This is a genomic window from Aquipseudomonas guryensis (assembly GCF_014164785.1).
GTDB lineage: Bacteria > Pseudomonadota > Gammaproteobacteria > Pseudomonadales > Pseudomonadaceae > Aquipseudomonas > Aquipseudomonas guryensis.
The window spans coordinates 173400-191441 of sequence record NZ_JACJFN010000001.1 but is presented as its reverse complement, the minus strand read 5'-3'; the positions used below and the strand labels follow the sequence as shown (position 1 = coordinate 191441).

Below are 18042 nucleotides of genomic sequence, written 5' to 3'. Positions count from 1 at the left end.
CTTTAGAGCGAGTTGAGGAAGGCCAGTAGCGCCTGACGCTGCTGGGCATCGAATTCGAGAATCAGATCTTTGGCTTTTTGCGCTTCGCCGCCATGCCAGAGGATGGCCTCCAGAAGGTTGCGGGCGCGGCCGTCGTGGAGGAACTGGGTGTGGCCGTTGACTGCCTGGGTCAGGCCGATACCCCACAGAGGCGCGGTGCGCCACTGACGGCCGTTGGCCTGGAATTCACTGCGACCGTCAGCCAGCCCCTCGCCCATGTCGTGCAGCAGCAGGTCGCTATATGGGCGGATCAACTGGTTGGCCAGCTCCGGTTCGGCTGCCGCGGAGGTGGTGAAGCTTGGCGTGTGGCACTGGTCGCAGCCGGCCTGGGTGAACAGCTGCTTGCCACGGCGCACCTGCAGATCGTCCACGGTGCGGCGTGCCGGTACGGCCAGGTTGCGGGTGTAGAACAGCACGCTGGCCAGGATGCTGTCGCTGACTTCCAGCTCGCCGCCATTGATCGCGGCGCGGCAGTCGGTCTGTGCACTGCTGCAGTTGTCCTGGCGGTTCGCTGCGCTGGTCAGGCCCATGTCGTTGGCGAAGGCGTCGGCGTTCTGCTGGTTGAGACTGGGTTGTCCGGCCTTCCAGCCGAAGCGCCCGAGCACAGTGCGCTGCTGAGCACGATCCCAGACCTGGTTGGGTACGCCGCGGATACCATCGCCGTTGCGGTCATCGGGGTCGGCATTGGCCATGATGGCGGCCTCGGGGATGGCTTCGAGCAGACCGAGGCCGATCATCGGCGGGGCGATGCGGGCGGAGAGCTGGGTCAGCGGGTGGAGCTCGCCATAGGCCAGACGGCTGATCTCCAGCTTGGGCTGGCGCAACTCGACCTGGCTGCCGTCGGCAAAGCGTACCGGCACGCTGCGATAGCTCACCCGCACCTTGGCCTCCGGGGCATGGCCGGGATTGCTCATGTCCTGCAGTTGGCCGCCATAGACGGGCTCAGGGACCACGCCCTGGTGCTGCAGCAGTTCGGCATGGGCAGGTGAGCCATCACTGGGAATCGACAGGCGCACCAGCATCGAGGCTGCCGTGCTGGCGTTGGACTCTGGCGGATGGCCACGACCGTCCTTGATGTGGCAGTTCTGGCAGGCGTTGGTATTGAACAGCGGACCCAGGCCGTCACGCGCGGTGGTGGTCGCGGGAGCGCTGACCCAGGGATTGCGGAAGAAGCTGTTGCCCACGCTGAAGTCCAGGCGCCGCGAGGGGGCGAGGTTGGCGGAGGGCAGGGAGAAGGCATTCTGGTCGGCCTGGCGCACCGTGGTGCTGCCCGCAGATAGCGCCTCGCCGGGTTCGACCGGAGGCAGCGGCTGTTCACAGGCGGCCAGACTGAGCGTCAGCACCAGGACACAGAGGCGGAGCTGGAAAGGCATCGAGCACGAACCTGGGAAGAAAATCAGGCGGACAATCTTAGCAGGCTAATGGAATTCAAATAAGAGGGATTTGCGTTCGCGAACTGAGGCGTGCTGCCGCAGGGACTGGAATGGCAGGCATAGAAAAATTGCCGGGAGCAATTTTCAACGTCGCGTAGCGACGGCCCGAAGGGTGGCCGCTAGGGATGGCGGACATAAAAAACCGATGCGCCTTGTGGGCGCATCGGTTGCCAGTACTGCGGATATCAGAACTGGTGGTCAGCGGTGTCCGGGTTCAGGTCGCTGATGCCCAGCTTGCCGGCAGCCTGTTCGATGGCGCCGGTCTGCTTGACCAGCGCGGCGATGGCGTCACGCACGATCTGCTGGCCGGCAGTGTTGTCGGCGGCTATCAGCTGGTCGAAGTGCTGACCCTGGTTGGCGCTGTCGACCAGAGCCTGCAGTTTGGCTTCGCTGGCTGCCAGATCGGCCTTGAGGGTGCTGTCGGCGGCGGCGTCGAGTTTGGCCACCAGGGACGACAGGCTCGGGCCGCTGAGGGTGGTGCCGTCGACTTTCTTGTACTCGCCCAGGTAAACGTTGCGGATGCCTTTACCGTTGTAGAAATGCGAGTTGTGGGTGTTGTCGCTGAAGCAGTCGTGCTCGTCTTCGGTGGAGTTGGCTTCCAGGGCGACTTTCATGCGCTCGCCGGCCAGTTCGCCGAGGGACAGGCTGCCCATGCCGAACAGCATCTTGCGCAGGCCGTTCTCGGCCGATTCGGCTTCCAGCTTGGCGCGGTAGTTGTCGGCATTGCCGGCTTGCCACTGCACGACCATCGCGTCGAGGTCGCTGACCAGCAAGTCGGTAGCGGCTTTCAGGTAGGCGCGGCGACGCTCGTTGTGCTCACCGGTAGCGCCGGCGCCGACGATGAAGTCGCTGGCCGGACGGGCGCCGGCACCCGGGTTGCTGCCGTTCAGGTCCTGGCCCCAGAGGAGGAACTCGATGGCGTGGTAACCGGTGGCGACGTTGGCCTCGGAACCGCCCAGCTCGTTCAGGCTGGCCAGCAGTTCGGGGGTGATGGTGGTGGCGTCGACCTTGTCTTCGCCGACCTGGATGGTGGTGTTGGCGATGATGTTGGCGCTGGCGCCTGGGTTGCCCAGGGCATGCTGGTAGTCCTTGGCGACGTAGTCGATCAGGCCTTCGTCCAGCGGCCAGGCGTTCAGCTGGCCTTCCCAGTCGTCGACCACGGCGTTACCGAAGCGGAATACTTCGGTCTGCATGTAGGGGGCGCGGGCAGCCAGCCAGGCTTCGCGAGCCGCTTGCAGGGTGGCGTCGCTCGGGTTGGCGAGCAGGGCGTCGATGGCGGTTTGCAGGGCTTTGCCGGTGCTGGCGGCATCGCTGAACACGGCCAGGGCCAGATCCGCGTAATGGCTGACTACGGCCTTGGCGTCGGCATCGGCGACTTTCAGGCTCGCGGCAGTGCTGCTGGCGGCTGCTGGGGCAGCGGCTTGCGGTGCGGCGGCTTTGTCTTCACCGCAGCCGGCGAGGGCAATGGCGAGAGCCAGCAGGCTGGCGGTGGCCAGGGGCATACGAGTCATGGCGGGATCCTTTGCATGTGGAGATGGGAGTGCAATGCAGTTGCACTAGAAAACCGCGCAATAATGCGAAAGATTTGCATTTTATGTAAAGGACTATTTATTCCGCGCAGGTCTGCATTCCGGGGACTGTGCAGGCTGGCCGCTGCCGCTAGAATGCCGACAGTCCACAAGGAGTGTTGCCATGAGTCTGACCCTAGTCGCCGTTCTGGTTGTCCTGTTCCTCGCCGCCGCCTGTGCGGTTGGTCTGTATAACGGCCTGGTGCGCCTCAAGCACGGGGTGAGCAAGGCTTGGTCGAACATCGATGTCCTGCTCAAGCAGCGCCACGACGAGCTGCCCAAGCTGGTGGAGACCTGCAAGCAGTACATGCAGCACGAGCGCACTACCCTGGAGCGGGTGATCGCCGCGCGCAATGCCGTGGCCAGTGCCCGCGAGAAGCACGACGTCGGCGCCCTCGGGCAGGCGGAAAGCGGTCTGCGTGCCGGCCTCGGTCAGCTGTTCGCGCTGGCCGAGAACTATCCGGATCTCAAGGCCAATGACAGCTTCCAGCACCTGCAGCAGCGCATCAGCGGTCTGGAGAACGCCATCGCCGACCGCCGCGAGCTGTACAACGAGGCGGTCAACCTGAACAACGTGCGCATCGAGCAGTTTCCCGACGTGATCATCGCGCGTCTGTTCGCCTTCCAGGCGGCCGAGTTGCTGGAGTTCAGCGAGGCCGAAAAGGCCGACGTCGACCTCAAGTCGCTGTTCAACTGAGCATGGATGTCGGCGGACTGGCCATCAGCCTGGCCTTCAGCGTCGGCGCCTGTGCTGGCGGTGGTTGGTGGTGCCTGAAACGTCTGGCTGAGGCGCGCTTCCTGCTCGATACGCCGACCTCGAAGGTGCGTTCGGCGGCGCAGGGTTATGTCGAGCTGTATGGCGTGCTGCAGGATCAGTCGGATGTAAAGATCGTCGCGCCGCTGACCGGCACGCCTTGCCTGTGGTGGCGCTTCAAGATCGAGGAGTACAGCCAGAACGGCAAGAATCGCTCCTGGCGCGTGGTCGAGAGTGGCAGCAGTGAAGGCTGGCTGCGCTTCGACGACGGCACCGGCGAGTGCCTGATCAACCCGCTGGGTGCCGAGGTGCGCCCGGCCACCAAGCAGGTCTGGCGTGGCAGTCAGCGCCATCCGCGGATGCAGCAGGGGTCTGGCGGGATGCTGGGCTGGTTACTGTCCAGCGGCACCGACTACCGCTACACCGAAGAGCGCCTGCATGCCGGTGAGCCGCTGTATGCCATCGGTGATTTCCGCACTGCCGGTGGCGCCCAGGCATTCGACCTGACGCTGGCGCAGGGCGCGGTGGTGCGCGAGTGGAAGGGCGACTTCGCCGGCCTGCTGCAGCGCTTCGACAGCAACGACGATGGTCGGCTGGATGACGGCGAGTGGACGCGCATGCGCGAGTCGGCGCGGGCCGAAGCGCAGCGCCGGCAGCTCCAGCAGGGTGATCTGCCCACCTACAACCAATTACGCCGTCCGCCCGAGTCGCAGCCTTTCATCCTTTCCAGTCATGGTGAGGATGTGCTGGCGCGCGGCTTTTACTGGCAGGCGGCCGGTGGCGCTGCGCTGTGCCTGATTGGTGCCCTGGCGACCACCTGGTTAGTCAGCAATGTGCTGCTGCCGGGGCTAGCGAGCTAGCGTCCAGCGCAGGCGGCTGGTGCGCCTCAGTGCTTGTCCTGCTTGTGGATGTTTTTCGGCAGCTGCACCACCCGGCTTTCCGAATAGATGTCGTGCCAACTGCGCTGTTGCTTGTCCCATAGCATCCACAGGAAGCCCAGGCCGCCGAGCAGCCAGGAGATGATGGCGACCAGGAAGCGCAGCAAGGCTTGCCACAGGGTGATTGCCGAACCATCAGCATTCTGGATGCGCAGGCCCCACACCTGCATGCCGAGGGTCTGGCCATTGTGAGTCCAGAACTTGGCGAAGAAGGCGAACAGGCTGAACAGCACAACGGTGGCGAGCATCGGGTCGCGATCCAGGCCACCAGCCTGCGATATGGCCAGCAGTTGCTCGTTGCCATAGATCAGGCGCAGCAGACCCTGCTGGTAGAGCAGTGTGACGACCATCATCAGTGCGATGGACAGCAGAAAATCGTAAAACATCGCGGCCAGGCGGCGGGGCAGTCTGGCAGTGGGGAAGTCGCCTTGGGGGCGCAGCATGTGCTTGGGCATGGATGGCTCGGGAGAGAAAGACTGCGCGGATTGTACGGGCAACAAATCGCAGGCACAAAAAAGCCCCTGATGTTGCCATCAGGGGCTCTTCGGAGCAGCGAAACTTAGCCCAGAACCTGGACCTTGTCAGCCTGCATGCCTTTCTGGCCTTGAACGGCTTCGAAAGTAACCTTCTGGCCTTCTTTCAGGCTCTTGAAGCCATTACCTTCGATAGCGCGGAAGTGTACGAACAGATCCGGACCGCTCTCTGGGGTGATGAAGCCAAAGCCCTTCTCGTCGTTGAACCACTTAACGGTGCCGGTTTGACGATTCGACATGTCTTATTTCCTTGAAACTAGAGTTGATGACAGCCTCTTGCTTTGGCGAAGAGGGCTGGGACTGGTTGCAGAGAGTAAGAGAAGTCGAGCGGGTTTAGCGGATCTAGGATCTACTGCACCAGGTCACGATTCATAGCGACCCATGCAAACACAGTGGGCACACTCTAGCTAACTCGGTTGGGTTTGCCAAGCCCTGCGAAACGGTCACTTTCGTGCACTTTTTCGGGGCTCTGCGGCGGGTGTTTCAGGAGGGTTTCAGGCGTCTCGAATGAGTGCTGAAACTGGGTGACTGGTGCCCCGGGGGAGACTCGAACTCCCACTTCTTGCGAAAACGGATTTTGAATCCGCCGCGTCTACCATTCCGCCACCGGGGCACGATGGGCGCGCAGTATAGGGAGGCGTTCGGGGGCGGTCAATCGGCTTGCGTGGCCAGTGTGGGTGGTTTCCGGTAAGCTTTGCGGCCCTGCAAGACGATTTTTCACCATGCGTGTTTCTGACTTCCACTTCGATCTTCCCGATGCGCTGATTGCCTCCCACCCTCTGCCTGAACGCCGGGCCAGCCGTCTGCTGGTGCTGGATGGCGAGACGGGTGCACTGAGCCATCGCCAATTCGTCGACCTGCTCGAGTACCTCAGTCCCGGTGACTTGATGGTGTTCAATAACACCCGGGTGATTCCGGCGCGCTTGTTCGGCCAGAAGGCTTCCGGCGGCAAGCTGGAAGTGCTGGTCGAGCGCGTGCTGGACAGCCATCGGGTATTGGCCCATGTGCGTTCGAGCAAGTCACCCAAGCCGGGTTCGCTAATTCATATAGAGGGTGGCGGTGAGGCCGAGATGGTCGCGCGCCACGATGCCTTGTTCGAGCTGCGTTTTGCCGAGCCGGTGCTGCCGCTGCTGGAACGGGTCGGGCATATGCCGTTGCCGCCTTATATAGAGCGTGCCGACGATGCGGCCGATCGCGAGCGCTACCAGACCGTGTACGCGCAGAAGGCCGGCGCGGTAGCGGCGCCCACTGCCGGCCTGCATTTCGACGAAGAGTTGCTGGCGGCGATTCGCGCCAAGGGCGTGGAAACCGCGTTCGTCACCCTGCATGTCGGCGCCGGGACTTTCCAGCCGGTCCGCGTGGAGCGCATCGAAGATCACCACATGCACAGCGAGTGGCTGGAAGTCGGCCAGGATGTGGTGGATGCCGTGGCAGCCTGCAAGGCGCGTGGCGGTCGGGTGGTTGCAGTGGGCACGACCAGTGTGCGCTCGCTGGAGACGGCGGCGCGTGATGGCGAGCTGAAGGCCTTCAGTGGTGACACCGACATCTTCATCTACCCAGGCCGGCCCATCCATGTGGTTGATGCTCTGGTCACCAACTTCCACTTGCCCGAATCTACCCTGCTGATGCTGGTGTCGGCCTTTGCAGGTTATCCCGAGACCATGGCTGCCTATGCCATGGCCGTGGAGCAGCAATACCGCTTTTTCAGTTACGGCGATGCCATGTTCATCACCCGCAATCCCGCTGCGCGCGGCCCCGAGGAAACCCTATGAGCCACATGTCCTTCGAGCTGCTGGCCACTGACGGGCGCGCCCGTCGTGGTCGCCTGACCTTCCCGCGTGGCGTGGTGGAAACCCCGGCTTTCATGCCAGTAGGCACCTACGGTACGGTCAAGGGCATGCTGCCGCGCGACATTGAGGCGATCGGTGCACAGATCATCCTCGGCAACACCTTCCACCTGTGGCTGCGTCCGGGTACCGAGGTGATCAAGCAGCATGGCGATCTGCACAATTTCATGCAGTGGCAGGGGCCGATCCTCACCGACTCCGGTGGCTTCCAGGTGTTCAGCCTGGGCGCCATGCGCAAGATCAAGGAAGAGGGCGTGACCTTCGCCTCGCCGGTGGACGGGCGCAAGGTGTTCATGGGCCCGGAAGAGTCGATGCAGGTGCAGCGTGACCTGGGTTCGGACATCGTGATGATCTTCGACGAGTGCACGCCTTACCCGGCCGATTTCGACGTGGCCAAGCGTTCCATGGAGCTGTCGCTGCGTTGGGCCAAGCGCTCGAAGAATGCCCACGATGGCAATCCGTCGGCGCTGTTCGGTATCGTCCAGGGTGGCATGCATGAAGAGCTGCGCATGCGTTCGCTGGAAGGGCTTGAGGAGATAGGTTTCGACGGTCTGGCCATCGGTGGTCTGTCGGTCGGTGAGCCGAAAGAAGAGATGATCCGCGTGTTGGATTTCCTGCCGAGGCAGTTGCCGACGGACAAACCCCGTTACCTGATGGGGGTTGGCAAGCCGGAAGACCTGGTAGAGGGTGTGCGCCGCGGCGTAGACATGTTCGACTGCGTGATGCCGACCCGCAATGCACGCAACGGGCACCTGTTTACCGATACCGGCGTGGTGAAGATCCGCAATGCGGTGCATCGCCATGACGAGTCGCCACTGGACCCGACCTGCGATTGCTACACCTGCCAGAATTTCTCTCGTGCTTACCTGTATCACCTGGACAAGTGCGGCGAAATGCTGGGCAGCATGCTCAATACCATCCATAACTTGCGCCATTATCAGCGCCTGATGGCTGGTTTGCGCGAGGCAATTCAACAGGGTACATTGGCCGCCTTTGTCGATGCCTTCTACGCTCGGCGCGGCCTGTCCACGCCGCCGCTGGAGGCCTGAGCGCCGCTTTGTTTGACATGAAAGCGCCCGCCAGATGTTGAAATCGAGCTGAATGCACCCATTAAGGTAGCTGCCTGCGTTTTTTCGTTTGCGGCGCCTTGCCCCAATCTGGCTTGCCTGTGCGGCCGCAAAAACAACAGTTTCAAGACCTCGTTATAGGAGTTTTCCATGAGCTTTCTGATCCCCGCTGCTTACGCTGATGCCGCTGCACCGGCCGCTGCCGCTGGTCCCGCTGGTAGCGGTTTCGAGTGGGTGTTCCTGGTCGGCTTTCTGGTCATCTTCTATCTGATGATCTGGCGTCCGCAGGCCAAACGCGCCAAAGAGCATAAGAACCTGCTCGGCGGCCTGCAGAAGGGCGACGAAGTGGTCACTTCCGGTGGCCTGGCTGGCAAGGTCACCAAGGTTTCCGATGATTTCGTGGTGGTTGAAGTTTCCGACAATGTCGAGCTGAAGTTCCAGAAGCAGGCCATTGCGGCGACCCTGCCGAAGGGCACCCTGAAAGCCATCTAAACGATCCATTCTTCACCAACGACGGGGCGCATCAAGCGCCCCGTGTCATAACGGGCGGCGTCATGCTCAATAAATACCCCTTGTGGAAGTACCTGCTGATCCTGGCTGTGCTGGTGGTCGGCTTCATTTACTCCGCACCCAACCTTTATCCGGATGATCCGGCCATTCAGGTCAGTGGTGCCAGTACGGCCTTGCAGGTCGGTCAGGCCGATCTGGATCGCATCAGCAAGGCGCTGAGCGAGGCGGGTATCGAGGTCAAGGCTGCCACCCTGAACGACAAGGGTAATGCGGGGCTGGTGCGCCTGGTCAACAAGGCGGATCAGCTGCCGGGCAAGGAACTGGTGCATCGTCTGCTCGGTGATGAGTACGTGGTAGCGCTGAACCTGGCACCGACCACGCCGCATTGGCTGCGCAGCATTGGTGCCGGCCCGATGAAGCTGGGTCTGGACCTGTCCGGCGGTGTGCATTTCCTGCTGGAAGTGGACATGGACAAGGCTGTTGGTGCGCGTCTTAAAGTATATGAAGGCGAAGTGAAGAGCCTGCTGCGCAAGGAGCGTCTGCGCTATCGCAGCCTGCCGCAGCAGGAGGGGGCGATCCAGCTTGGCTTCACCGATGCCGAGCAGCTGGAAAAGGCCCAGGATCTGATTCGCAAGGATTTCATCGATTTCGAACAGGTCACCAGTGAGCGCAATGGCTTGCAGGTGCTGAGTCTGGTGCTGAGTCAGGCCAAGCTTGCAGAGATTCGCGAGTATTCGATCAAGCAGAACTTGACCACCGTACGTAACCGGGTCAATGAGCTTGGTGTGGCTGAGCCGCTGGTGCAGCGTCAGGGCGCCAACCGCATCGTGGTCGAGCTGCCGGGCGTGCAGGACACTGCCGAAGCCAAGCGCATCCTTGGCAAGACCGCCAACCTGGAGTTCCGCTTGCAGGCCGAGGTGGATGCGCCGCGCGCTTCCAGTGAGTTCTTCGAGTTCCGTGAGGAAGGTCGTCCAGCCGTAGCGCTGGAGCGTGGCTTGATCATCACCGGTGACCAGGTGACCGACGCCCAGGCCAGCTTCGATGAGAATGGCAGCCCGCAGGTCAATATCCGCCTGGACAACCATGGCGGCGAGCTGATGAATCGCGCCACCCGCAACAATGTCGGGCGCAGCATGGCGGTGATCTTCATCGAGCAGAAGCCGATGACTCGCTACGCCAAGCAGATGGTTGACGGTGTCGAGAAAGAGCAGGCGATCCAGACCTTCAAGGAAGAGCGCAAGATCATCAGCCTGGCGACCATTCAGTCGCCGCTGGGTAGCCAGTTCCGTATCACCGGCCTGGATGGTCAGGGCGAGTCGTCGGAACTGGCCCTGCTGCTGCGTGCCGGTGGCCTGGCCGCGCCGATGTACTTCGCCGAAGAGCGCACCATTGGCCCGAGCCTGGGTGCCGACAACATTGCCAAGGGTATCGATGCGTCCCTGTGGGGCATGCTCTTCGTGTCGCTGTTCATCCTCGCCATCTACCGTTTCTTCGGCATCCTGGCGACGGTGGCCCTGGGTTTCAACATGGTTCTGCTGCTGGCGCTGATGTCGCTGCTCAGTGCCACCCTGACCCTGCCTGGCATTGCCGGTATCGTCCTGACCATGGGTATGGCGGTGGACGCCAACGTGCTGATCTTCTCGCGTATCCGCGAGGAAATCGCCAATGGCATGTCGGTGCAGCGTGCCATTCATGAGGGCTTCGATCGCGCCTATACGGCGATTCTCGACTCCAACCTGACCACTCTGCTGGTCGGCGGCATTCTCTTTGCCATGGGTACTGGGCCGGTCAAGGGCTTCGCTGTGACCATGTCGCTGGGTATCGTCACCTCGATGTTCACCGCGATCATGGTGACGCGTGCGATGGTCAACCTGATCTTCGGTGGTCGTGACTACAAGAAGCTGTGGATCTAAGGGGCTGAGATGAAAACTATCAATTTCATGGGCGTGCGCAACGTTGCGTTCGCCGTCACCGTGCTCCTGACCTTGATTGCGCTGGGTAGCTGGTTCTTCAAGGGGTTGAACTTCGGTCTCGACTTCACCGGTGGTGCGCAGATCGAGCTGAGCTATGAGAAGCCGGCTGATCTCAATCAGGTGCGCGAGCAGCTGGCGGCGGCTGGTTTTGCCGATGCCGTGGTGCAGAGCTTCGGTGCCACCACCGATGTGGTGGTGCGCATGCAAGGTGATGACCCGCAGCTGGGTAGCAAGGTGGTGACAGCGCTGAGTGCTGCCGATGCCGGCAACCCGGTGCAGGTGAAGAAAGTCGAGTTCGTCGGCCCGCAGGTGGGCGAGGAGCTGCGTGATCAGGGCGGCCTGGGCATGCTGCTGGCGCTGGGCGGCATCATGCTGTACCTGGCGTTCCGTTTTCAGTGGAAATTCGCCGTGGGCGCCATCGTCTCGCTGGTGCATGACGTGGTGGTAACGCTGGGTATCCTGTCGTTCTTCCAGATCACCTTCGACCTGACCGTGCTGGCTGCGGTGCTGGCGATCATCGGCTACTCGCTGAACGACACCATTGTGGTGTTTGACCGGGTGCGTGAGAACTTCCGCGTGCTGCGCAAGACCAGTTTGATCGACAACATCAACATCTCCACTACGCAGACCCTGCTGCGTACCATGGCGACCTCGATTTCCACCTTGCTGGCGATCGTGGCGCTGCTGGTTTTCGGAGGTGACAACCTGTTCGGTTTCTCCATCGCTCTATTCGTTGGCGTGTTGGCGGGTACCTACTCGTCGATCTACATCGCCAACGTGGTGCTGATCTGGCTGAATCTGACCACTGAGGATCTGATTCCGCCGGTTGAGGCGGAGGAAGTGGACGAGCGTCCCTGAGTTTGTCTGTACCGACAAAGCCCGGCTCAAGCCGGGCTTTGTGTTTATGGGGTGTGACGAGGCTCCCAGTTGTCGGTTATGCCGATTGCGGGGAGGAACTTGGCAGGCGATGTCGTCTCCAAGGCTAGGAACAATGGCGCAATGCGCGTCGAGTCGGATGAGTCCTGGGAGGGCCAAATGAACAAGTCGATGATCGTGGGCGCAGTGTTGGGGGCGGTGGGTGTCACTGCCGGTGGTGCCGTGGCGACCTACAGTCTGGTCAGCGGTCCTCAATATGCCGAGGTGTTGGCCGTGCAGCCGGTGAATGAAACCATCAAGACCCCGCGCGAAGTGTGCAAGGACGTCACCGTGACCCGGCAGAAGCCGGTCAAGGATCAGCATCAGATCGCCGGTACGGCTATCGGTGCGGTGGTGGGTGGTTTGCTGGGTAACCAGGTGGGCGGCGGTAACGGCAAGAAGCTCGCAACCGTTGCCGGCGCTGTCGGCGGTGGTTATGCCGGCAACAAGGTGCAGGAAAACATGCAGGAAGGCGCCACTTACACCACCACCGAGACCCGCTGCAATACGGTGACCGATACCAGTGAAAAGCTGGTCGGTTATGACGTGAAGTATCAGGTTGATGGCAAGGTTGGCCAGGTGCGCATGGATCGTGATCCGGGTAGCCGCATTCCACTCAATGAGCAGGGGCAGCTGGTGCTGGCCGAGCCGGCACAGGTGATCCAGTAATGCTGTAAGGCATAAAAAAACCGCCCTTCGGGGCGGTTTTTTTTAATAGCTCGATAGCGTGTTTCAGCGCTTCATCGAGGGTGCCAGGTGCGGCTGGATGGCAGTCAGCACGGCCTTGAAGCATTTGGTGTTGCCGGCAACGATCTGGCCTTTTTCGAGGAAGTCGTGGCCGCCGCTGAAGTCGCTGACCAGGCCGCCCGCTTCCTGGATCAGCAGGGCGCCTGCGGCCATGTCCCACTCTGACAGGCCGAACTCCCAGAAGGCGTCGTAACGGCCGGCGGCCACGTAGGCCAGGTCCAGGCTGGCGGCGCCGGCGCGGCGGATGCCGGCGGTCTGGCCAACCAGGCTGCGGAACATGCCGAAGTAGTTGTCGAGGTTTTCCAGCTGGCTGTCGCGGAACGGGAAACCGGTGCCAAGCAGGGCGCCGTCCAGGCTCTTGCGGGTGCTGACGCGCAGGCGACGGCCATTGATGGCGGCGCCACGGCCGCGGCTGGCGGTGAATTCTTCCTGGCGAACCGGGTCGAGTACTACGGCGTGCTCAAGGCGGCCACGGTATTTGCAGGCGATGCTGACGGCGAAGTGCGGCACTCCGCGCAGGAAGTTGGTGGTGCCATCCAGCGGGTCGATGATCCACTGGTAGTCGGCGCCATCGCCAGTGCCCTGAATGATGCCGCTTTCCTCGCCCATGAAGCCGTGCGTCGGGTAAGCCTTCTGCAGGGCCTGGATAATGGTCTGCTCGGCGGCGCGGTCGACTTCGGACACGTAGTCGTGGGCATCTTTCTCGCTGACCGAGATGACGTCCAGGCGCTCGATGGAGCGGAAGATCAGTTCACCGGCGCTGCGGGCTGCGCGCAGCGCGATATTCAGCATGGGCTGCATGGGGAGATTCACCTGGGTCGTTAAAGAAAGCCGGCCATACTAGCAGAAAAGCTGCTTGGATGTAGCCTAGCCTTTGTCGTGCGTGGCGTAAGTCCGCTTGAGTCCTGTAAGATCGATGCCCCTTTCGTGCCCTGGCTGGAGCTGGTCTTGCTGCAGAATATTCGTGTAGTTCTGGTCAATACCAGTCATCCCGGCAATATCGGTGGTGCCGCGCGGGCCATGAAAAACATGGGCCTGTCGCGCCTGGTGCTGGTTGATCCGGTGGAATTCCCCAGCAGCGAGGCGGTGGCGCGGGCCTCCGGCGCAACCGACATCCTCGATGCGGTGCAGGTGGTCGCCACGCTGGAAGAAGCCTTGGTCGGCTGCAGTGTGGTGCTCGGTACCAGTGCCCGCGACCGGCGCATTCCCTGGCCGCTGCTCGATCCGCGCGAGTGCGCGACGACCTGTCTGCAGCACGCGGAGCAGGGTGGCGAGGTTGCTCTGGTGTTCGGTCGCGAGTACGCCGGGCTGACCAACGAAGAGCTGCAGCGCTGCCAGTTCCATGTGCATATTCCGTCCGATCCGGCGTTCAGTTCGCTGAACCTGGCTACCGCAGTGCAGGTGCTGGTTTACGAGGTGCGCATGGCCTGGCTGGCGGCTCAGGGGCAGCCGACCAAGATGAGCAAGCTGGAAACCACGGCGATGCTCAATACGCAGTCGGTCACCACCGATGAGCTGGAGTCGTTCTATGTCCATCTGGAGAACGTGCTGGTTGAAATCGGCTTCCTCGATCCGAGCAATCCGCGCCACCTGATGCCGCGCCTGCGCCGCCTGTATGGGCGTAGTGGCATCAGCAAGCTGGAAATGAATATTCTCCGTGGCATCCTCACGGAAACCCAGAAAGCAGTGCGTGGCGAGCCTCACAAGCGGAGAAAAGACGATGTTTGAGCGTGTGCGCGAAGATATCCAGAGCGTATTTCATCGCGACCCGGCAGCGCGCAATGCGTTTGAGGTGGTCACCTGCTATCCGGGTCTGCACGCGGTCTGGCTGCACCGTCTGGCCCATGGCTTGTGGGTGAACGGCTGGAAATGGCTGGCGCGGCTGGTGTCGAACTTCGGGCGCTGGCTGACCGGTATCGAGATTCATCCGGGGGCGAAGATCGGTCGCCGCTTCTTCATCGATCACGGCATGGGCATCGTCATCGGCGAGACTGCCGAGATCGGCAATGATGTCACGCTCTACCAGGGCGTGACCCTGGGCGGCACCAGCTGGAACAAGGGCAAGCGTCACCCGACCTTGGAAGATGGTGTGGTGGTTGGGGCGGGGGCCAAGGTGCTCGGTCCGTTCACCGTCGGTGCCGGAGCCAAGATCGGTTCCAATGCGGTGGTGACCAAGGCGGTGCCGGCTGGTGCCACGGCTGTCGGTATTCCCGGGCGGATCATTGCCAAGGCGGATGACGAGCAGGAGGCCAAGCGCCAGGCCATGGCCGAGAAGCTCGGTTTCGATGCCTACGGCGTCAGCCAGGACATGCCGGACCCGGTGGCGCGTGCCATTGGTCAGCTGCTCGATCACCTGCAGGCGGTCGATTCGCGCCTCGAAGGCATGTGCGGGGCGCTCAAGGCCCTGGGCAGTGACTACTGCGCCAAAGAGCTGCCGGCCCTGCGTGATGAAGACTTCGAGGGTGTGTGCAAGGAGCAGCAGGGCGACAAGCCTGCTGCCTGATGTCTAGGTTGAAGGTTTTTGCTATGATTCGCGCCCCTCGCCAAGCCTAATTCCTACTATTTTAATAGGTCTTATAGTTGACCTAATTAGTAGGAAAAGGGGATACTTGCGGCACTTCAGCGAAACCGTGGTAACCACCATGCGCTTGACCACCAAAGGCCGTTACGCCGTCACCGCGATGCTCGATCTGGCGCTGCACGCCCAGCATGGGCCGGTGTCCCTGGCCGATATTTCCGAGCGTCAGGGTATTTCCCTGTCCTATCTCGAACAGCTGTTTGCCAAGCTGCGCCGTGGCAACCTGGTCAGCAGTGTGCGTGGGCCGGGTGGCGGTTATCAGTTGTCGCGCGATATGCGGGTCATTCAAGTGGCCCAGGTGATCGATGCAGTCAATGAGTCGGTCGATGCCACGCGCTGCCAAGGCCAGGGTGATTGCCACTCTGGCGATACCTGTCTGACCCACCATCTGTGGTGTGACCTCAGTCAGCAGATTCACGAATTCCTCAGTGGGATCAGCCTGGCTGACCTGGTGACCCGTAGCGAAGTGCAGGAAGTCGCTCTGCGTCAGGATCAGCGCCGTTGCAATGGCAGGACGCCGCGCCTGGATAAGATTGAAGCGTCCGCCGTCGATTGAGCAGGGCGCCAGCCTGTATTAGGAGAAATCTGATGAGATTGCCGATTTACCTCGATTATTCCGCCACCACCCCGGTCGATCCGCGCGTTGCGCAAAAGATGAGCGAGTGCCTGCTGGTGGATGGCAACTTTGGCAACCCGGCCTCGCGCTCCCATGTGTTCGGCTGGAAGGCCGAAGAGGCAGTCGAGAATGGTCGCCGTCAGGTGGCCGAGCTGGTCAATGCCGACCCGCGCGAGATCGTCTGGACCTCCGGTGCTACCGAGTCCAACAACCTGGCGATCAAGGGTGTTGCGCACTTCTACAGCACCAAGGGTAAGCACATCATCACCTCGAAGATCGAGCACAAAGCCGTGCTCGACTCGACGCGCCAGTTGGAGCGCGAAGGCTTTGAGGTTACCTACCTGGAACCCGGTGAAGACGGCCTGATCACTCCGGCGCTGGTCGAGGCCGCGCTGCGCGACGACACCATTCTGGTTTCGATCATGCACGTCAACAACGAGATCGGCACCATCAACGACATCGGCGCCATCGGTGAGCTGACCCGCTCCCGCGGGGTGCTGTTGCATGTCGACGCGGCGCAGTCCACCGGCAAGGTGGAAATCGACCTGGAGAAGCTCAAGGTCGACCTGATGTCCTTCTCGGCGCACAAGACATACGGGCCCAAGGGCATCGGCGCGCTCTACGTGCGCCGCAAGCCGCGCGTCCGTCTGGAGGCGCAGATGCACGGCGGTGGTCATGAGCGTGGCATGCGTTCCGGCACCCTGGCGACTCACCAGATCGTCGGCATGGGCGAAGCCTTCCGGATCGCCAAGGTCGAAATGGCCCAGGAAAACGAACGCATTCGTGCCCTGCGTGACCGCTTCTACAAGCAGGTCGAGGGCATGGAAGAGCTGTACATCAACGGCAGCATGAGCCAGCGCGTCCCGCACAATCTCAACCTCAGTTTCAACTATGTCGAAGGTGAGTCGCTGGTCATGGCGCTCAAGGATCTGGCGGTTTCCTCCGGTTCCGCCTGCACCTCTGCTTCGCTGGAGCCGTCCTACGTCCTGCGCGCCCTCGGCCGCAACGACGAGCTGGCGCACAGCTCGATCCGCTTCACCTTCGGTCGCTTTACCACCGAGGAAGAAGTCGATTACGCCGCGTCGAAGATTCGCGATGCCGTCACCAAGCTGCGCGAGCTTTCGCCGCTGTGGGATATGTTCAAAGAAGGTGTCGATCTGTCCAAGGTCGAATGGCAGGCCCATTGATTGTTTAGTCGCCCCAAGAGCGGCACCTGATGAAAGAGGAATTGCACCATGGCTTACAGTGAAAAGGTCATCGACCATTACGAGAATCCGCGCAACGTCGGCAAGATGGATGCCGAGGATCCGAACGTCGGCACCGGCATGGTCGGCGCCCCGGCGTGCGGCGACGTCATGCGCCTGCAGATCAAGGTCAACGAGCAGGGCGTGATCGAAGACGCCAAGTTCAAGACCTACGGCTGCGGTTCGGCGATCGCTTCCAGCTCCCTCGCTACCGAGTGGATGAAGGGCAAAACCCTGGATGAAGCGGAAACCATTAAGAACACCCAGCTGGCCGAAGAACTGGCGTTGCCGCCGGTGAAGATCCACTGCTCGGTACTCGCCGAGGACGCCATCAAGGCGGCCGTGCGCGACTACAAGCAGAAGAAAGGCCTGGTCTGAGTTCGTTGTCGCGTAAGGAGTTGCTCTATGGCTATCAGCATGACCGAAGCCGCCGCACGTCACGTGCAGCGCTCCCTTGAGGGGCGTGGCAAGGGTGCGGGCATTCGTCTGGGTGTGCGCACCACGGGCTGCTCGGGCCTGGCCTATGTGCTGGAGTTCGTCGACGAGCTGGCAGCCGAGGATCAGGTGTTCGAAAGCTTCGGGGTGAAAGTCATCATCGACCCGAAGAGCCTGACCTATATCGATGGCACCGAGCTGGACTTCGTCCGCGAGGGGCTCAACGAGGGCTTCAAGTTCAACAACCCCAACGTGCGCGGCGAATGCGGCTGCGGCGAGAGCTTCAACGTCTGAGGCTAGCGTGGGTAGACCCTGTCACTTTGCTCTGTTCGATCTGCAGCCCGCCTTCCGTCTGGACCTGGCGCAGCTTTCCGCGCGTTACCGCGAGCTGGCCAAGACCATGCATCCGGATCGTTTTGCCGATGCCCCCGAGCGCGATCAGCGTCTGGCGCTGGAGCATTCGGCTAGCCTTAATGAGGCTTACCAGACCCTGAAGAATGCGCCGCGCCGCGCCCTCTATCTGCTGGCTCTGCGCGGTCGCGAGCTGCCGATGGAAGTGACCGTGCAGGACCCCGAGTTCCTGCTTCAGCAGATGCGCTTGCGCGAAGAGCTGGAAGATCTGCAGGACAGTGCCGATGTGGCTGGTGTGGCGGCGTTCAAGCGCCGCCTGAAACAGGCTCAGGATGAGCTTGATGCAGGTTTTGCTGCTTGTTGGGATGACGTGCAGCGTCGCGAGGAGGCTGAGCGCCTGGTGCGACGTATGCAGTTTCTCGACAAGTTGTCCCACGAAGTGCGCCAGCTGGAAGAGCGCCTCGACGATTAACCGCCGTGCAGCTGCGGCTGCC

General features: G+C 61.9%; 20 protein-coding genes and 1 tRNA gene. 15 read left to right on the top strand and 6 right to left on the bottom strand.

The genetic code is table 11. The features are described 5' to 3' along the window. Positions 1–2: 2 nt before the first annotated feature. Together H3H45_RS00900 and H3H45_RS00895 are read right to left on the bottom strand one after the other, a co-directional pair. Entirely contained in the window at positions 3–1412 is a 1410-nt protein-coding gene (locus tag H3H45_RS00900) for a di-heme oxidoreductase family protein (RefSeq protein ID WP_182831896.1), read from the bottom strand. 245 nt (positions 1413–1657) lie between these two features. After that, positions 1658–2983 carry an imelysin family protein gene (locus tag H3H45_RS00895; RefSeq protein WP_182831895.1) on the bottom strand — a complete coding sequence of 442 codons (1326 nt, stop codon included), beginning with the start codon at positions 2981–2983 and terminating at the stop codon, positions 1658–1660. A 181-nt stretch (positions 2984–3164) separates the two neighbouring features. Here H3H45_RS00895 and H3H45_RS00890 point away from each other — a divergent pair, with 181 nt between their 5' ends. Next, a complete protein-coding gene (locus H3H45_RS00890) occupies positions 3165–3737 on the top strand; it encodes a LemA family protein (protein ID WP_182831894.1) in 573 nt (190 codons plus the stop codon). 2 nt (positions 3738–3739) lie between these two features. After that, on the top strand, positions 3740–4654 hold the full coding sequence (locus H3H45_RS00885) for a GIDE domain-containing protein (protein WP_182831893.1): 915 nt from the start codon (positions 3740–3742) through the stop codon (positions 4652–4654). 26 nt (positions 4655–4680) lie between these two features. Here the strand turns inward: H3H45_RS00885 and H3H45_RS00880 are convergent, their stop codons facing one another. The 3 genes from H3H45_RS00880 to H3H45_RS00870 form a co-directional block, all read right to left on the bottom strand. After that, positions 4681–5187: an RDD family protein gene (locus H3H45_RS00880; RefSeq protein WP_182831892.1), complete on the bottom strand. Its 507-nt coding sequence runs from the start codon at positions 5185–5187 to the stop codon at positions 4681–4683. 104 nt (positions 5188–5291) lie between these two features. Beyond that, positions 5292–5504 (bottom strand): cold-shock protein, encoded by a 213-nt coding sequence (locus H3H45_RS00875; RefSeq protein ID WP_160082300.1) that lies wholly within the window; start codon positions 5502–5504, stop codon positions 5292–5294. A 290-nt stretch (positions 5505–5794) separates the two neighbouring features. Further along, positions 5795–5878, bottom strand: a tRNA-Leu gene (locus H3H45_RS00870). A gap of 109 nt (positions 5879–5987) precedes the next feature. Here H3H45_RS00870 and queA point away from each other — a divergent pair. The 6 genes from queA to H3H45_RS00840 all read left to right on the top strand — a co-directional run bounded on the left by queA (position 5988) and on the right by H3H45_RS00840 (position 12246). Continuing rightward, positions 5988–7037: a tRNA preQ1(34) S-adenosylmethionine ribosyltransferase-isomerase QueA gene (gene queA, locus H3H45_RS00865; protein WP_182831891.1), complete on the top strand. Its 1050-nt coding sequence runs from the start codon at positions 5988–5990 to the stop codon at positions 7035–7037. Between the two features lie 5 nt (positions 7038–7042). Beyond that, on the top strand, positions 7043–8161 hold the full coding sequence (gene tgt, locus H3H45_RS00860; protein WP_182833094.1) for a tRNA guanosine(34) transglycosylase Tgt: 1119 nt from the start codon (positions 7043–7045) through the stop codon (positions 8159–8161). A gap of 168 nt (positions 8162–8329) precedes the next feature. After that, entirely contained in the window at positions 8330–8671 is a 342-nt protein-coding gene (yajC, locus tag H3H45_RS00855) for a preprotein translocase subunit YajC (RefSeq protein ID WP_173209185.1), read from the top strand. Between the two features lie 62 nt (positions 8672–8733). Further along, positions 8734–10602, top strand: coding sequence for a protein translocase subunit SecD (gene secD, locus H3H45_RS00850; RefSeq protein ID WP_182831890.1), 1869 nt, complete (start codon positions 8734–8736; stop codon positions 10600–10602). Between the two features lie 9 nt (positions 10603–10611). Beyond that, positions 10612–11520, top strand: a complete 909-nt coding sequence (gene secF / locus H3H45_RS00845; protein ID WP_182831889.1) for a protein translocase subunit SecF — start codon at positions 10612–10614, stop codon at positions 11518–11520. Between the two features lie 177 nt (positions 11521–11697). Next, on the top strand, positions 11698–12246 hold the full coding sequence (locus tag H3H45_RS00840) for a glycine zipper 2TM domain-containing protein (RefSeq protein WP_182831888.1): 549 nt from the start codon (positions 11698–11700) through the stop codon (positions 12244–12246). A gap of 63 nt (positions 12247–12309) precedes the next feature. On the opposite strand, the gene suhB is transcribed toward H3H45_RS00840, so the two are convergent. Further along, a complete protein-coding gene (gene suhB, locus H3H45_RS00835) occupies positions 12310–13125 on the bottom strand; it encodes a type III secretion system regulator SuhB (RefSeq protein ID WP_182831887.1) in 816 nt (271 codons plus the stop codon). A gap of 147 nt (positions 13126–13272) precedes the next feature. Between suhB and trmJ the strand changes: the two genes are divergently transcribed. From trmJ to hscB, 7 genes are all read left to right on the top strand, one after another. Further along, positions 13273–14052, top strand: a complete 780-nt coding sequence (gene trmJ / locus H3H45_RS00830) for a tRNA (cytosine(32)/uridine(32)-2'-O)-methyltransferase TrmJ (protein ID WP_182831886.1) — start codon at positions 13273–13275, stop codon at positions 14050–14052. Next, positions 14045–14827 carry a serine O-acetyltransferase gene (cysE, locus tag H3H45_RS00825; RefSeq protein ID WP_182831885.1) on the top strand — a complete coding sequence of 261 codons (783 nt, stop codon included), beginning with the start codon at positions 14045–14047 and terminating at the stop codon, positions 14825–14827. Before trmJ ends, cysE begins: the two co-directional genes overlap by 8 nt. 139 nt (positions 14828–14966) lie before the next feature. Then, positions 14967–15458: a Fe-S cluster assembly transcriptional regulator IscR gene (iscR, locus tag H3H45_RS00820; protein ID WP_173209178.1), complete on the top strand. Its 492-nt coding sequence runs from the start codon at positions 14967–14969 to the stop codon at positions 15456–15458. Positions 15459–15490: 32 nt separating this feature from the next. Next, positions 15491–16705, top strand: a complete 1215-nt coding sequence (locus H3H45_RS00815) for an IscS subfamily cysteine desulfurase (RefSeq protein WP_182831884.1) — start codon at positions 15491–15493, stop codon at positions 16703–16705. A gap of 48 nt (positions 16706–16753) precedes the next feature. After that, entirely contained in the window at positions 16754–17140 is a 387-nt protein-coding gene (gene iscU, locus H3H45_RS00810) for a Fe-S cluster assembly scaffold IscU (RefSeq protein WP_069517686.1), read from the top strand. A 27-nt stretch (positions 17141–17167) separates the two neighbouring features. Beyond that, complete coding sequence (gene iscA, locus H3H45_RS00805; RefSeq protein ID WP_173209176.1) at positions 17168–17491, top strand: iron-sulfur cluster assembly protein IscA; 324 nt, start codon at positions 17168–17170, stop codon at positions 17489–17491. Between the two features lie 7 nt (positions 17492–17498). Beyond that, entirely contained in the window at positions 17499–18020 is a 522-nt protein-coding gene (gene hscB, locus H3H45_RS00800; RefSeq protein ID WP_182831883.1) for a co-chaperone HscB, read from the top strand. Positions 18021–18042 lie beyond the last annotated feature (22 nt).

Coding starts and splice junctions, on each gene's coding strand:
- H3H45_RS00875 (WP_160082300.1), bottom strand. CDS start 5,504: ATGTCGAATCGTCAAACCGGCACCGTTAAGTGGTTCAACGACGAGAAG.
- secD (WP_182831890.1), top strand. CDS start 8,734: ATGCTCAATAAATACCCCTTGTGGAAGTACCTGCTGATCCTGGCTGTG.
- H3H45_RS00885 (WP_182831893.1), top strand. CDS start 3,740: ATGGATGTCGGCGGACTGGCCATCAGCCTGGCCTTCAGCGTCGGCGCC.
- H3H45_RS00815 (WP_182831884.1), top strand. CDS start 15,491: ATGAGATTGCCGATTTACCTCGATTATTCCGCCACCACCCCGGTCGAT.
- tgt (WP_182833094.1), top strand. CDS start 7,043: ATGTCCTTCGAGCTGCTGGCCACTGACGGGCGCGCCCGTCGTGGTCGC.
- iscR (WP_173209178.1), top strand. CDS start 14,967: ATGCGCTTGACCACCAAAGGCCGTTACGCCGTCACCGCGATGCTCGAT.
- yajC (WP_173209185.1), top strand. CDS start 8,330: ATGAGCTTTCTGATCCCCGCTGCTTACGCTGATGCCGCTGCACCGGCC.
- H3H45_RS00880 (WP_182831892.1), bottom strand. CDS start 5,187: ATGCCCAAGCACATGCTGCGCCCCCAAGGCGACTTCCCCACTGCCAGA.
- cysE (WP_182831885.1), top strand. CDS start 14,045: ATGTTTGAGCGTGTGCGCGAAGATATCCAGAGCGTATTTCATCGCGAC.
- queA (WP_182831891.1), top strand. CDS start 5,988: ATGCGTGTTTCTGACTTCCACTTCGATCTTCCCGATGCGCTGATTGCC.
- iscU (WP_069517686.1), top strand. CDS start 16,754: ATGGCTTACAGTGAAAAGGTCATCGACCATTACGAGAATCCGCGCAAC.
- H3H45_RS00895 (WP_182831895.1), bottom strand. CDS start 2,983: ATGACTCGTATGCCCCTGGCCACCGCCAGCCTGCTGGCTCTCGCCATT.
- iscA (WP_173209176.1), top strand. CDS start 17,168: ATGGCTATCAGCATGACCGAAGCCGCCGCACGTCACGTGCAGCGCTCC.
- suhB (WP_182831887.1), bottom strand. CDS start 13,125: ATGCAGCCCATGCTGAATATCGCGCTGCGCGCAGCCCGCAGCGCCGGT.
- H3H45_RS00890 (WP_182831894.1), top strand. CDS start 3,165: ATGAGTCTGACCCTAGTCGCCGTTCTGGTTGTCCTGTTCCTCGCCGCC.
- H3H45_RS00840 (WP_182831888.1), top strand. CDS start 11,698: ATGAACAAGTCGATGATCGTGGGCGCAGTGTTGGGGGCGGTGGGTGTC.
- secF (WP_182831889.1), top strand. CDS start 10,612: ATGAAAACTATCAATTTCATGGGCGTGCGCAACGTTGCGTTCGCCGTC.
- H3H45_RS00900 (WP_182831896.1), bottom strand. CDS start 1,412: ATGCCTTTCCAGCTCCGCCTCTGTGTCCTGGTGCTGACGCTCAGTCTG.